The following is a 14931-nucleotide window of genomic DNA, read 5'->3' as shown; positions in this document are numbered from 1 at the left end:
ATTATTTTGAAGCAATAATATTACCTTTTATTTTTAAGATTTTATTTCCTCCTTCAGCATTAGACATAACGGTTATTGTTTTTGTAAAAGCACCTAGTCTTTTAGTATCGTACTTAATTTCTAATTCACCTATGTCACCTGGTAAAATTGGTGCTTTTGAGTAACTAGGCACCGTACAACCACAACTCGTTTTTACATTGGTAATTAATAGAGGAGCGTCTCCTTTATTGGTAAAAGTAAATAGTCGTTTGCCTTCGGAGTTTTGTGAAATAGTTCCATAGTCTATAACTTCAGTTTTAAATTTCATTACCGCAACTTTGGTGTCGTATTTATCAAATTCGGTTGGTGCAGCACTAAAAAAACTTAGCGTTAAAACTAAAAGGATTGCAATGTTTAATGTTTGTTTCATAATAAATATTTTAAATGATTAATATGAAAGCAAACATCAAGTATTAAGATGTTAATTTTAAAAATTGGAGGTTGGAAATAGGTACTAGTACCTAGGTTGAATTTTTTAACTACTTGATAAATAGTGATTTTGCATCATCTCTAGATTGCACATTTAACTTCTTGTAGATGTTGTTTGTGTGAGATTTTACTGTGCTTACACTCAAAAAAAGAGCTTCTGCAATGTCTTTATTGGTTTTGTCCATTAATAAATGTTCTAAAACCACTTGTTCTTGTTTAGATAGTTTAGCTTTTAAATCTTCAATTTTAGAAGCGTTTTTCATCCAGAATTGATAAACAAAGAATAGATTGAGTAAAACAGAAAGCGCCAAAATAGCATAGAGGAGGATATACCAATTTGAAGTTGTTTGTCCATCTGAGGAGTCTAACATATAGCGATCTGCATTCAATTCGTTATTGTATTGATTGGTATAAGGAGCGCTTGGGTAGCTGTTTTCTAAACGTGTTTTTAAATTGTTGTAGTAGTCATTATTCTTTAGGTCTTCAACGTAATAGCTGTGTAAATCACTGCTTCTATCCGATAAATAGGTGTAGATATAAAGTTCTGCTAAGGGCTCGTCTAAAGCTTCTCCAAAATACTGAAGGGTTTTAAACCATTTTTTGTTATTCAATTTGCGGTTAGCTTCACTTCTAAATTCACCATATGCAAAACGCATATCGTTTTTTAGAGAATCTATTTTTACAAATGCATTGGCTTTAGGGTTGTTAGATTCTACACGGCAAAATATTTGCTTTCCAAATGAAAAAGGCAGCTTTAAAGTATCTGTGTTTTTAGCAATGAAAAGAAGTGCTTCACTATCTGCACAATAACCATTAAAGTGATTAACGTCTTGTTGAATGTCCGAGCAACGATCAATATGAATGCGATAAATACGGTTTTCAGTATCTAACATATTGCCTCTAAACTCAAAGTAGCCTGTAGTATCAGCACTTGTTTTAGCGATAATTTGTTCGGAATAAACACCAGTCATTTTTCGGTAATCCTCAACTATAGAAAGATATACTGCTCTATTTCCTTCTTCTGGATTTGTGTAACCCGAAAAAGAATATTGAGCTTTACAAACTGAAGAAATAACTAAAAAGACGAAAAGAATTTTTATTCGCATAAAACGAAACTACATAATTTTATTTTGATTTCAATACGTTGAATTCACAAAAAATGTAACATTTTATATCAAATTACGTCCTATAAATAGATCAAATCAATTTTAAAGATTTATTTAATTATAAAACAAAATATGAACTTCTGGCGTGTAATTCTTTCTATAATTTGTCCACCTTTAGCTGTCTTAGACAAAGGTTGTGGCTCTATTTTAATTACTTTTTTATTGTGGCTTTGTGGTTGGGTACCAGGTGTTATTGCTGCATTGATTATATTAAATAATCCTGAACGATAAATTCTTATCTTTGTCTACCTAATTAATATATTATATATGAAAAAAATTATTCTACTATTCGCAATCATTTGTTCTTTTACAAGTTGTAATGTTACAGAATCTATTGTTTTTAATGAAAATGGTTCAGGACAGTTTTTAGTCACTTATGAAATGGGTGAAGCAATGAAAACCATGACGGCTGCTATGGGAGGAGAAGATTCTGATTCTGACAAGAAAAAAGGGGGAGAAGTTATGGATACGACTATGGTGTTTGCGGATATCATGGAAACATATAAAGATAGTGTTGCAGCGTTACCTGAAGAGAAGCGTATAGCGATGGAAGCCGTGAAGGATATGTTTATGAAAATGAAAATGGATGAAGATGCCGGTATTATGGATATGGGAATAGGTCTTAATTTTAATTCTATAGATGATTTAAAAGATATTAATGAAAAGATAAAGAAAGTACAAAGTTTAAATTCTCAAGGTGATCAGGTTGGTTCAATGAAAGAAAACTCACCACTAGGTAATTTCTTTGGTAGTGATGATAATAAAACAGGATATATTCTTACTGAAAATAATTTTTCTAGAGTGACTAAACTCAATATTTCAGAAGAGCAGGCTGAAGAAGCTATGACTGAATTATTTGATGAAACTAATGAAAGTAATCAAGAGTTTATTGAGTATTTTGAAAATGCTTTTTATACAGTAAAATTAACGTTCCCAAAAGCAATAAAAACCATTTCTGTAGAAGGTGCAGAATTTTCTAAGGATAGAAAAACCGTGACTTATAAAACGAATTGGATAGAATATCTTAAAAATCCAAAATTATTGGATGTGAATGTTGAGTTTGTAAATGAATAAAACCATACAACTACAAGATCTAGGGAGCAAAGATTTTAAAGATACTTGGGATTACCAAGAGACACTTTTTAAAGCTATTTTAGATACTAAGATTAAGAATAGAAGAGAGGATGCAGGTTTAGAAACCAATAATCATTTTCTGTTTGTAGAACATCCTCATGTTTACACTTTGGGTAAGAGTGGAGATGTATCTAATTTATTGCTTTCGGAAACACAATTGGTTGAAAAAAAAGCTAAATTTTATAAAATAAACAGAGGTGGTGATATTACATATCATGGTCCAGGGCAAATTGTTGGTTATCCTATTTTAGATTTAGATAATTTCTTTACAGATATACATAAATACTTACGTTTCTTAGAAGAGGTCATTATTCTCACTCTAGCAGAATATGGTTTAAAAACAGAGCGAAGTCCTGGTGAAACAGGTGTTTGGTTAGATGTAGGAACACCATTTGCACGAAAAATTTGTGCTATGGGAGTACGAGCGAGTCGTTGGGTAACCATGCATGGTTTTGCCTTAAATGTTAATGCAGATTTGGGCTATTTTGACCATATTATTCCTTGTGGTATTCGTGGTAAAGCAGTGACTACTTTAAATAATGAATTGGGTATGGATGTAGTTGATGAAGCTGAGGTTAAAAAGATAATTTTAAAGCATTTTTCAGCTTTGTTTGAGGCTCAATTTGTGAAGTAGCTAAACTTAATTTTAGTTCTATTGATTTAGCAAGTTGTCTTTTTACGGAGTGATTATTTGCTTTGTTTTCTCTGTGTATATTTTCTTTTAGATCGTATTAAACTATACCTCACATCGTCATAAAATAGGCTTATTATTAAAATAAGTGCACCAAAGAGTAACGTGTTTAATCTTAAGTTTATCCTCGAATAAAGAAATCCACCAATTAATCCTCCAAGAAAGAAGAAACAAATTATAAAAATTCTCAGTTTAATTGTTGCTTTTATGTGTTGTCTGTTTGGATGATGCTTTGGGAAGAATAGTTGTGATAATTCAATACCTAAATCGGTAAACAACCCTGTTAAATGTGTAGTCCTTACAACAGCATCAGAGATTTTTGTAACAAGTGAATTTTGAAGTCCCATCGCAAATAGAAGAGCACATATAATGACGTCTGGCTGTTTTATTTCAACGGTATTGCTTAGGATTGCAATTGAAGTTAAAATGGCGCATTCAATAAGTGTTGGGAAGACAAAAACATTGAGTTTTTTATTTCCCCTAAATTTCTCAATCAGGAAACTTGAAAAAAATGAACCAAACAGAAAGGAAAAAATATAAAGAAAATAAACAGTGCCTTTCCAAAATTCAAAATTGGCAACATCACTTATAAAAAGTGCAAAATGACCAGTGACATTAGTTGTTAGTTGGCCAAAAGCTAAAAAACCTGTGACATTTACAATACCAGCAACAAAGGACAAAATGGTAGCGATTCGCAGATTGTGTTTTAATGTTCTGCTCTTGCCTTGGTGTCTAAACATTTTGTGTTCAAATTATTTGAATAATATATGATGAAAAGTAAAACTAAGATTACTTAAAAGTTTAACTAAGTAAATTTAATTTTTTAAATCATTGTATTCAATACTTCTCTTAAGTTATTATTGAGTTTATCGTTTTAAGGTAAAATGACCTTGTAAAACCCTATGTTTTTCACTGAAAATTTCAGTGAATTTTAAAGTATACCAATAATCAGATGTTGGTAATAAATTTCCATTATACAAACCATTCCATCCAGATCCAAACGGGTCTAACTGTATTAATAGTTTACCATAACGATTATAGATTTGTAAAGTTGTATTCCTTTGGAAATTTCTTGACATACCATTAGGAATCCAATAGTCATTAACTGTGTCGTTATTTGGTGTGAAGAATTTAGGTATGCTAATTACTGAGATAATTTCGCTTACAATACCACATTCGTTTTTGTCTCTCACATAAACTGTGTGTAATCCTCCACGTATATTGGTGAAAATATTACTGTCTTGGTAAAGACCATATTCGTCGTCTAAGGCATATTCATAATGGCCTTCACCAAGAACATGAATGGTGATGGTATTTATTTCGGTTGCATCAACAATATCAATACGATCAATGGTTGCGCTATTAGATGGAACAACCGTAATATTTCTAATTTTAGAACAACCATCAGTGTCCGTTATTGTAACCGAGTAAATGCCAATTTCGTTTATTTCAATAGTAGACGTGTTCTCATTGGTATTCCAATCATAATAGTAGTTACTAGGTGAATCTCCTATGATGCCACCATAAAGTGTTATTGTATTAGGATAAGAATTTAGACAATAAATTACGGTTTCATCATTTTCAATATTAGGAAGTGGGTTAACAATTAGCGTGACTTCTTCAATTGAGAAACATCCAAAATCATTATTAACTCTCGAAAAAATAATTTGATAATATGGTTCTGTATTTGTGTAATCTGAATTTAATGGATTTTGTTGCAATTCTGCATCAGTGTATGTTTCATAATACATAACTTCAGTATTTGCAGGTAATCCAGAAATGACTTGTGGGTTTGCTAATGCTAAATCAAACGTATTTAGACCGTTTTCAGAATTTAACTCATCACAAAGTTCAAGCATTGCTGTATTAGAATGAATAAAACTACTTTCTAAAGTAAGTTCCGCAATACTGTAACATAGTGTGGTATTATCTTCAATTTTTACAAAAAGTGTCTCAGGATTAGAGTTATTTATAAATGTTGGGTTTTGGGCATTAGAATGTGCTTCTAAATCATCAAGAGATAGGAAGAAATAAGTGGTAACATTGGTGTTGTTTCCCGTTAATTGATCGTTGTAATCATTAAGGTTAAAATACATAAAACCGTCATCTGTTCCGTAAGTGTCACATAATAAAACATCCAAATTGTAAGCTTCGGGAAGTGGTAATTCTGTAACTTCAATAATAAAAGTATCTGTACAGCCATTGCTGTCTACCAATGTAATGCTATACGTGCCTGCTGAGCTAACTTCAATACTCTGAGTGTTTTCAGAGGTGCTCCAATTATAAGTGGTATAATCAGAACCAACATCTAAAATGACTGAGGTTCCTGCACAAAATGTAGCTTCGGTAAGCGTAGGAGGAGTAATATGTATGGTTTCAATACCAAATGAAGTTATATTGTCACATTTGTCTGGCGCAGAAACTCTAACAAAAATAGTTTGCGAATTTGGGATTGTATTTTGATATGTAGTAGGATTTAATATTTCGTTTTGTTCTAACTGAGCATTGATTTCGGAGTTAAAATAGCGGTACATAGCATCAGTTTCTGAAGAAACCATGTTTTCAAAAGATGTTAAATCGAAAGCAGTGAATGTATCCAAGTCATCATCACAAGCTTTCAAAATATCAGTGATATTATTCACAATAGCATCAGCTCTATAGCTCACCAAAACTGAGGTAATGTAGACACAGCCAAAACTGTTTTCAACTCTAACAAAAACACTGTGATTATTATTTGGTATGGTGTAATCTCCTGTTATAGATTCATTTTGAGTTTCAGCATTTGTTTGAGACGTATAATATTGAAAATTTAAGTCTGTAACATCAGATACAACCAAACTGTTTAATTCCGTAAGGTTGAAGGTGTAATTACCATCGAAATCTGTGTCGCAAATTTCATAAGTATTCGAAGAAACAACACTGTAGTTACTATTGATTATAAGTGTTGTAGAGTTGTAACACTGTGTTGTATTATCTACAATTTTTACAAATAAGGTTTGAGGGTTGGTGGTATTTGTAAATGTTGAATTTTGTTCATTAACGTTTGCGTTTAAATCGGCTTGTGATAAATAGAAATGCGTTGTAACGTTAGAGTTACTGTTTGTTAATTGGTTGTCGTAATCATTAAGATTAAATTCCATGAAGCCATCTGCTATTCCGGTGTAATCACATTCTGTAATTGCAGTAGAAACTACATCTGGAAGTGGAAGTTCTGTAACTACAATATTAAAAGTATCTGTACAACCATTGCTATCTATTAGTGTAATACTATACGTTCCGGCTGAGCTAACTTCAATACTTTGTGTGTTTTCAGAGGTATTCCAGTTGTAAGTGACATAATTTGAACCAACATCTAAAATAACAGAGCTGCCTGCACAAAATGTAGCTTCGGTAAGTGAAGGAGGTGTAATATGAATGGTTTCAATATTAAATGAAGTTATATTATCACACTTATCTGGTGCAGAAACTCTAACAAAAATGGTTTGTGAATTTGGATTTACATTTTCATGATTTGTAGGGTTTAATATTTCGTTTTGTTCTAAATGGGCATCATTTTCTGAATTGAAATACTTAAAAGTGGCATTTGGTTCTGTCGTTAACTGGCTTTCAAAAGTAGTTAAATCAAAAAAGGCATAGGTATTTAAATCGTTGTCACAAACTTCTAAAACATCAGTAGGTATTTCAACAGTTGCAGAGCTTCTTATAGTGATGTTAACTGTAGCAATAGATACACAGCCAAACGGATTTATAACGTGTATGTAAATAGTGTGATTGTCGTTTGGAATGGTGTAATCAGAGGTGTTGTTAATGGCATTGTCCTCGTTTTCTGCATCAGCTAGATTGGTGTAATAGGTAAATACTAAACCTGTTTGATCTTGAATGATTAAAGGATTTAAATCATTTAAATTTAAGGTATAAAGTCCATCAAAATCAGTATCGCAAATGGAGTAGTTGCTATCAACTAGCTTAGGAGTTGCTAATGCTTTTAAAACAACTTTACCAATAGAAAAACAGCCCCTTGTAACATCATCAAATCTCACAAAAACGTTATCTGTTTCCGAAGCTGTATTGTGATTTTGTGGTGTTGAAATAAGAAACGATGGGTTTGCCGTTTGTGCACCAATTTCATCAGAATAATAGGTAATGTCTAGCCCAGTTGTGTCGGCTAGCATATCTGGTATTGCCATTGTTAAATCAAATTCTTCAGTAAGATTAAAATCATCATCACATTCTGATAATTCTGTATCTTGAACAGCAACAGGAAATGTGAAATCTAAATCTATTTCTGCAATAGAAAAGCAGTCCGTAGCTAGGTTTCTAACTCTTACATAAATAGTTTGTGGTACCGTTGTTATTAAATAATTTGAAGAAATTGGACTGCTATTATTAATGGCATTAATTTCTGAGTTAAAATATCTGAAATTATGATTTAAAGGGTCTGAAATTATATCAGGATTACTTAAAATCAAATTATAATACTCTTCGCCATCTGTGAAATTATCACAGACCGTAACACTAATATTATTAACTATAGGTGCGGCTTGTAGACTGAAGTTAATGTCTCCAGTAATAACACAGTTGTCTGCAGCTTCAAGATTTACATATAAAGTTGTTAAATTGGTAATAGATGCTGTTAAAATAGGGTCTGTGAAACTGTTGGCATTAGTTAAAGAATTGTAATAAGTGAGATTTACTCCTGTTTGATTTCCTAAAATTTCAGAATTAAATTGGGTTAAATCTACATTGTTTTCTATGGCATCATTTTCAAAATCACAAACAATTATTTCATTTGAAATTATTTCAGGAACAGGTATAATAGATAAGTTTATTCGAGCAGTAGTGTAACATGTTGTTGTAGCATTAAAAAGACGCACATAAACCGAAGAATTTGTATTTACGGAATAGGTTGTAGGATTCAAAATTTCTGTAGTTGGGTCACCAACTTGTGCTTCGAGCAGAGTAGGATAAAAGGTATTTGTGTAGTTGGTATAGTTGGCGTTTATATCTGGTAAAGCATCATTCAAATTAAATGCTTCTTCGTTGTTATTATCTGCGTCGCAAGCTTCAATTGTAGCTGTTGCTGTTGTTATGTCTGGGTGAAATGTAATAGTTGTTGTTGTTTCCGTTATACAGCCATTAGGTGTAGTTACAAATATATTGATGACTTGAGTTGGTCCGATAACATTAAATATTGTTGGGTTATTAATAGCTGATCCATTGGTATATTCATAAGAAAATGTAGCTCCAGGTGCTGTTGTTATTTGGGTTTCGTATTGTGTTAAATCATGTATTTCCTGATTATTATAAAATTCGTCGCAAATAACATCTGTTACAGGTGTTAATAGAATAGTAGATTGAAAATCTAAAGTGATTTCTTCTACTGTGAAATCTATTTCTGCACCTTCAAAAACTAAAGCAATTCTTGCATAAATGGTGGTTGGTGTTGTAATATTTATCTCGGTAATTGGGTTTGTATTAGTGTTTGCTTCGGTTTCTAAAATGTGGTACGTGACTGCCATGTATTGGGCGTTGTCATAACCTATGATTAAGCCTTCGTCATAATCATTTAGTATTACCAATTCTTCCATATCATTGGAGCTATCACACACTTGAAAAGAGCCATTTGCAGCTCCGTTAAAACTTACAGATTCTAACTGAATATCTCCAATTGTAATGCATCCAGATGACGTATTTGTAAAAACAACAAAGACCTCTGTTTCTGGATTTGTCACTGAAAAATTTAAGGGGTCAGAAATAAGATTAATAGCATTTTGAGTTTGAGCACCAATTAGTGAGTCGTAAAACTGATAGGTTATTCCTGTTAAATCGGCTACCATATCTGTAATAGAAGTTGTTAAATCGAAAATAGTACCAGAACTTACTTGAGTATCATTTTGTACGGTTACACCTTCTATATAGTTAAAATCAATATTAAACACTTCAACACAACCAGAGTTGGTAACTGTGCGCACCCAAATACGAGAAATGCCATTTAAAACATAAAATTCAGGATCTATAGGGTTTGTTGTATGTAAGGGATTAAAAGGGTTGATATTGTTTAATGCCCAACTTTGATGTAAGTGATAAGAGAAATTTAGGGCTTCTGTATTATTGGTTTGAACAGTAGATTCGTGTTGAGTTAAATCATAAACAGCAATATTAGAACATAATGTAACCTCAATTGGTGCTACATTTGGTACGGGTAATAAATTTATAGTAATCTCCTCAATATTAGGACAAGTAGATTCTGGCTGTAGCGTTAATCTAACAAAAATAGAATCACCATTTGAAGCGGTAATATTGGTGATGGGATTTGTATTATCGTTGGCTTCATTTTGAGTTAAATGGTAAGATATGTTGACTCCAGTTTGCGTGCCAATAATTTGGTTTGTGTAATTTGAAAGTATGATAACTTCAGAATTATCATTATCAGTATCGCACAATATTATTTCTGAAAGTTGAGATGTTGCTATTTCTTCTAAATTAAAAAGAAGTGTTCCAACATCAAAACAACCAATACCACGTTGTAACCTTACAAAAATTGTCTCCGTAGGATTGCTTAATAAATATGCATTTGGGTTAGCAATAGCTGCTGTTTCTGTTTGCGCATCTGCTAAAGCATTATAGTAAGATATTCCTAGTCCTGTTTGTGTGCCAAGGATATTTGGTTCATAAGAAGTTAAGTCTATCATTTCTGTGCCTATGTTGTTAATATCACAAACAACGGTTTCATAATCTAAAGCCACAGGATATAGCAAATCTATCTCTATGTTTATATTATCATTAAGTATAATGTCTGGTCCAACACACATATCGTATGTTACAGTAGCTGTATAATTAGTAGATTGTTCTGGGCAAATAGTAATTTGGTCTCCAGTAGAAATAAGCGCGTTACTTTCATCTCTCCATTCTACTGAAGTTACAGGAATTCCGTTTGGAGAAAACCTCCAGGCCTCATTACTAGCAGACCAAATACTTGTGTTTCTGTTTGGTGGAGTGGCAGCAATTGTACCATCACTATTTTGGATGCCTATCAACGCATTTTTTCTATACAATGCAGATGGACTTGTTTCACAATTTATAGGCTTTTCTGCAACATAAACTTCAATAATATTTGAGCCTTCGTAAAGTACAATTTGAGATGTAGATCTGCTTGTTTCGCAATTAAAATGATTTAAATTTTCATAACTAATTACAAATGTTCTTGTTGGTGAAGTGCCTGTAGTATAAGTTTTTATTTCGCCACATTCGTTTTGTGGCGTATTTGGGTCGTCAGTACATCCAAAAACATTATTGTCGTTTGTTAAATCATGATAAGCGCCAAAAATGGCATTTGTTGGCATTGAAGTATTTGGTATGGTGCCAGCAAAAAAAGGACTATCAGCTAAAGCAGCATTTGAGTTGAAACTTATAATACCATTGTCTCCAATTAGTAATTCATTGTAACCTTCTGTATAAAAACAAAAATCAAAAGGAATTGCTAAAGCCGCACTCCATTTATCGTCTCCATCAATGTTTACAATAGTTTCGTTAGTTAAGCCAGTTAGATTATTAAAAGGTATTGATGTTACTTCGTAAGACGTTGTTTCACTTATTATTGTGTAATTAGCCTCTAGAATAAAGCATCTGTTAGCGTCAACGGGATAGTCGCAATCTACTAATATATCATCAAGTCCTTGGGTATCCGTAATTTCAATAAAAGGTGAGCTATTTTGAGCAATTAGTGCTGAGGGAACTAAAAATAAAAAAAACAATAAAAGCTTTGGTTGCATCTAATTGGTTGATATTTAACAAGTAAGAAACAAGGTTACAAAAAATAGTGCTTTTATTACCGTTTTTAACCTTCTAGTTATTAAATATAATTAACAATTTTAGTTCTATTGTTGTAAGTAAAATAGCCAACGTTATACTATTTTAACTTGAATTTTTATATACTTACAGTATAGACCAACATGCCCTGTTATTCATTAAGTTTCATCATTAAAAAACACTTTATAAAAGTGCATTTTTTTTTCTTCATCGTAACCGCGTTCTAAATATTCTGCAGATGCATCTGGTGCATCTACATCGAGTTTTATTTGAATATTAGTATCGAGTTTTATTTCGGTTTTAATTTTTTGTTTTTGCTTTTTTAAGGCAATTTCAGAAACGTCAAATTGGTTTCTAATGAGTACTTTATGGTCGGTTTCGTAATTTTTTTTGTAGTCTTCAAAAAGTTGAATTTTATCCTCTTCATCAAAAACTTCTTCTTTAAAAGTGTCAATATTTACAATTTCATTTTCTTTGAAAAAGTCAACAGTTTTAGCTAAGAAATTACTTTGTTCTTGGCCTCCAAAATTGGGTTGAAGTACTTCTTTAGAAAATTCTCTGCACAATTCAATACAGTTTTTAGTATGCTGATTGCTATCGTCTGGATATCGGATGTTTAAAAAGCTTTTTATCCAATATTGTGTATCGTAAGTGTTGTTATCTACGCTAAACACAATTTTACCTTCCATATCAGAAGTATTTAAGATTAAGCAGCCTTTGTCAACTTTTTTTGCTTGTATCCCTTTTTGCACTAAAATATCGTAGTTGTTATCTTCTAAATACGTCTGAAAAAATTCTGTTTTATTTTCAATTTTAAAAATGCCAATTGCATCTGTAAAATAGTCTTCATATTGCACGTTTTCAAAATGACAAATCAGTACATCTCCAGTTTTAATTTGAGCAGAATTACTTTGTTCAAATAAGTGAGTGACTATGTGTTTAGAAAGATCAACAAAATCCGCCTCTTCTTTAAAAAGTTGATCGCTGTAAGTATTAATCTCATTGAGTCCAACATCACTATGATGATGAAAACGATAGCTCTCTGCAACGCTAACAAAAGGTTTTAGAAGATAGGGTAGCATGAGGTTATAGGTGGCTTCATCAAAATCTACAATTGCATCTGAAAAGGCATTTTTTGTACCGTTAAATTTGTTACCTACTTTGTGAATTATACAGCTCTTTATTGAAGCTTTTTGTCTTTTAATCATGATGAAAATTAAAGTCTAAATTATATTATGCAATACTACAAAACATAGGGGCTATTTAAAGTTAAAATAGTGTTTAAATGTAATGCGTTTTTAATGCAGTTTGTAAACAACAATCGTTTTATCGTCGCTTTGCGTTATAAGTTCTAAGCCCTTGTCATTATCTAGTTTTTCTAAAGTAGCGCTAGATGTACCAAAAACAGGAAAGTTTGGGATGGATTTTGCTTGGCTATCAAATAGATATACTTTCTTTGATTGTAAATCGGTTGTGGTCACGTAGATTTTATCATTCAGATAGAAAATTCTAGGTTCTGTATAATCTCCATAATCTAAATCTATGGTTCTAGATTTAATATTTAATCTGTTTTCGTTTAAAGAGACGAGGGTTTTACTGGTTGTGGTAATTTTGTGTTTATCAGAAAGATTGAGGTTTTTTGTGCTTAATTTTCCTTGTGTATCTACTTGAATAAGTTGACCAAGTGTGTTAGTTGTTGTAAACTTATTTTGATATAAATAAATGGCGTTATTAGAAAATTGAATTCTATCTTTTACGTTTATTCTATTTGATCCTTGTCGGTTTAAAACTTGGAGATTCTCTCCAGCACTAAAGACAATATAATCCTTTGTGCCAATTCTAAAATGTTTGGGTTGAGAAATAATATCAGAGCCATTATTTTTGTATTTGAAACCACTAACCGTTTTACCTTTTGCATTATACATTACAAGGTCTTTGCCTTGGGTAATTAGCAGTCTGTAATCTTTGCGTTTGTCGTAATCAAAAACAGAAAGCGGTTGCGTTATTGGGTCTTTAAATTTTAAAGGGAAAGGAGATACGTCATTGCCATTTCTATCTAAAACATATAACTGATTTGGTGTAGCAAATGCTAATTGTAATCTGCCATTTTTGTATATGTCAATTTGTTCTATTTGGCCTAAAATCTTACCACTTAATTCTTTTTTCCAAAGAATATTCCCTGAACTTGAAATAAGATAAAGCACATTGTTGACATCTTGTACTACAATATCATGCGATTTTGAAACATGGTTTTTAACCGCTTGAGGTACTGTTAAAATCATCGCTTCAAGCGAAGAAGTAAAAGTTTCTGTTACTGAATTTGACGCTGCTCTCTTCTTGAATTTTTGAATGACTCCATTAATATGAGTGTAATTATCTTCTGTTACAAATTGAACAGCATTGGCATTGTAGCCACTCATGGGTTTTCCTAAAACTTGAGATAACCCTTCAGAATCTTTAAAAATAAACAACGATGCTTCATCACTCAAATCATCATTGATACTTTCAAAAGCATCTGAATTTGCCAATGTATTATTGTTTAGTGCATTTGTTAAGATGGATTTTAAGGTATCTAATGAGGATGTAAAGACTACGAAATCTTCAAAAACTGAAAAGTAATTAGCATTTTCAAAACTTATAAAAGGCTTTAAATTAGACTTAAAAAAGTCAGGTTCGTTAAATTCAAAAATGTCAATGTCTCTAAAGGATTCTGTATGCGATTTATCTTCAATAGATTCTAAAATTAAATTGGTATCTAACGAATGAAGTAGTAAGGCATTGTTTATTAAGGCAACCTCATTAGTTAGGTTTAGAAATGTTCTATTGCTTATAGCGGTACTGTCTTTTAATACAGCACTATTTTTACTAAATATTGAAAAGTCATCGTAGGTAATGCTGATTAAAGAACTTGTGCCAAGAGGAGCTATTGAAGGGGTGTTTATTTTCTGGGGAATAGTATTTTTAAAAGTCTCAAGGTAATTGGTACTTGAGTCTTTAGAGGTTAAAATGCCGTTATAATTTAAACCTTTATCAGTGTAGTCTAAATCTAAAGTAGTAAAGCTAGAGTGTGTTTTATTTCCAATACTTGTAAATAGTAATTTTGAATAATTGGAGGCATCTGATTTAAAGCTGATAGAGGCTACTGATTTTTTATCTGTAGTTTCTATTAATTTACTGAGTTCTTCATTTTCATTTTGGGGATCTAAGTTTTTTAAGAGCTCTAGATTGTTAGATCCACAAAAAGTATTCCCTAAAACGGTATGATAGAAGGTATAATCGTTAATTTGAGTTTTTTCAATTTTAGAATCCTTTAAGGTTTCCGAAATGTGATTTGGAATAGCATCAATAATAAATAAAGTGCTATCGTTTTCTGTGAGAATTAAATAATCAGTTTGAGTAGAATCTGAAAAAGCGATAAAAATTTCTTCCGTAGTGTGAAGTTGGTTTAAGATTTGAGATGCATTTTTTAACTCTTTTTGATATAAGCTAGATAGAATTTCATTGTTGTCTATACTACTTATAAAATCATTCAGCTCATTTATTTGGATAATAGCACTCGATTCCTGTGGAATAAATTTATAAGGCTGTTTGGTTTTGTTGTAATCTTTTTGGCAAGACCATAGAAGAGTGAATAAAATTGTAAAAAAACCAAGTTGCTTCATT

Annotated in this window: 9 protein-coding genes; 3 read left to right on the top strand and 6 right to left on the bottom strand. The window is 31.7% G+C overall.

Going from position 1 to position 14931, the window contains the following annotated elements:
• Position 1: 1 nt before the first annotated feature.
• A complete protein-coding gene (locus ACJJVO_RS09175) occupies positions 2 to 409 on the bottom strand; it encodes a DUF1573 domain-containing protein (RefSeq protein WP_405573144.1) in 408 nt (135 codons plus the stop codon).
• 109 nt (positions 410 to 518) lie between these two features.
• Positions 519 to 1574 carry a response regulator transcription factor gene (locus ACJJVO_RS09170; RefSeq protein ID WP_405573142.1) on the bottom strand — a complete coding sequence of 352 codons (1056 nt, stop codon included), beginning with the start codon at positions 1572 to 1574 and terminating at the stop codon, positions 519 to 521.
• Positions 1575 to 1706: 132 nt separating this feature from the next.
• On the opposite strand from ACJJVO_RS09170, the gene ACJJVO_RS09165 reads away from it, so the two are divergent.
• From ACJJVO_RS09165 to lipB, 3 genes are read left to right on the top strand one after another with little or no spacing between them, the layout of a single operon-like run.
• Entirely contained in the window at positions 1707 to 1865 is a 159-nt protein-coding gene (locus tag ACJJVO_RS09165) for a YqaE/Pmp3 family membrane protein (RefSeq protein ID WP_115817985.1), read from the top strand.
• A gap of 36 nt (positions 1866 to 1901) precedes the next feature.
• A complete protein-coding gene (locus ACJJVO_RS09160) occupies positions 1902 to 2708 on the top strand; it encodes a hypothetical protein (protein WP_405573138.1) in 807 nt (268 codons plus the stop codon).
• A complete protein-coding gene (lipB, locus tag ACJJVO_RS09155; RefSeq protein ID WP_405573135.1) occupies positions 2701 to 3402 on the top strand; it encodes a lipoyl(octanoyl) transferase LipB in 702 nt (233 codons plus the stop codon). Before ACJJVO_RS09160 ends, lipB begins: the two co-directional genes overlap by 8 nt.
• 53 nt (positions 3403 to 3455) lie before the next feature.
• Here the strand turns inward: lipB and ACJJVO_RS09150 are convergent, their stop codons facing one another.
• The 4 genes from ACJJVO_RS09150 to ACJJVO_RS09135 all read right to left on the bottom strand — a co-directional run bounded on the left by ACJJVO_RS09150 (position 3456) and on the right by ACJJVO_RS09135 (position 14930).
• Positions 3456 to 4199, bottom strand: coding sequence for a YoaK family protein (locus tag ACJJVO_RS09150; RefSeq protein ID WP_405573133.1), 744 nt, complete (start codon positions 4197 to 4199; stop codon positions 3456 to 3458).
• Positions 4200 to 4325: 126 nt separating this feature from the next.
• A complete protein-coding gene (locus tag ACJJVO_RS09145) occupies positions 4326 to 11231 on the bottom strand; it encodes a T9SS type B sorting domain-containing protein (protein WP_405573130.1) in 6906 nt (2301 codons plus the stop codon).
• 195 nt (positions 11232 to 11426) lie between these two features.
• Positions 11427 to 12476, bottom strand: coding sequence for a nucleoid-associated protein (locus ACJJVO_RS09140; protein ID WP_115817989.1), 1050 nt, complete (start codon positions 12474 to 12476; stop codon positions 11427 to 11429).
• 90 nt (positions 12477 to 12566) lie between these two features.
• Positions 12567 to 14930: a ribonuclease HII gene (locus ACJJVO_RS09135; protein ID WP_405573127.1), complete on the bottom strand. Its 2364-nt coding sequence runs from the start codon at positions 14928 to 14930 to the stop codon at positions 12567 to 12569.
• Between the last annotated feature and the right edge of the window lies 1 nt (position 14931).

The organism is Winogradskyella sp. Asnod2-B02-A (assembly GCF_045063645.1).
Taxonomy (GTDB): domain Bacteria; phylum Bacteroidota; class Bacteroidia; order Flavobacteriales; family Flavobacteriaceae; genus Winogradskyella.
This window is presented reverse-complemented; position numbering and strand designations above follow the sequence as displayed.

Coding starts and splice junctions, on each gene's coding strand:
- ACJJVO_RS09175 (WP_405573144.1), bottom strand. CDS start 409: ATGAAACAAACATTAAACATTGCAATCCTTTTAGTTTTAACGCTAAGT.
- ACJJVO_RS09170 (WP_405573142.1), bottom strand. CDS start 1,574: ATGCGAATAAAAATTCTTTTCGTCTTTTTAGTTATTTCTTCAGTTTGT.
- ACJJVO_RS09165 (WP_115817985.1), top strand. CDS start 1,707: ATGAACTTCTGGCGTGTAATTCTTTCTATAATTTGTCCACCTTTAGCT.
- ACJJVO_RS09160 (WP_405573138.1), top strand. CDS start 1,902: ATGAAAAAAATTATTCTACTATTCGCAATCATTTGTTCTTTTACAAGT.
- lipB (WP_405573135.1), top strand. CDS start 2,701: ATGAATAAAACCATACAACTACAAGATCTAGGGAGCAAAGATTTTAAA.
- ACJJVO_RS09150 (WP_405573133.1), bottom strand. CDS start 4,199: ATGTTTAGACACCAAGGCAAGAGCAGAACATTAAAACACAATCTGCGA.
- ACJJVO_RS09145 (WP_405573130.1), bottom strand. CDS start 11,231: ATGCAACCAAAGCTTTTATTGTTTTTTTTATTTTTAGTTCCCTCAGCA.
- ACJJVO_RS09140 (WP_115817989.1), bottom strand. CDS start 12,476: ATGATTAAAAGACAAAAAGCTTCAATAAAGAGCTGTATAATTCACAAA.
- ACJJVO_RS09135 (WP_405573127.1), bottom strand. CDS start 14,930: ATGAAGCAACTTGGTTTTTTTACAATTTTATTCACTCTTCTATGGTCT.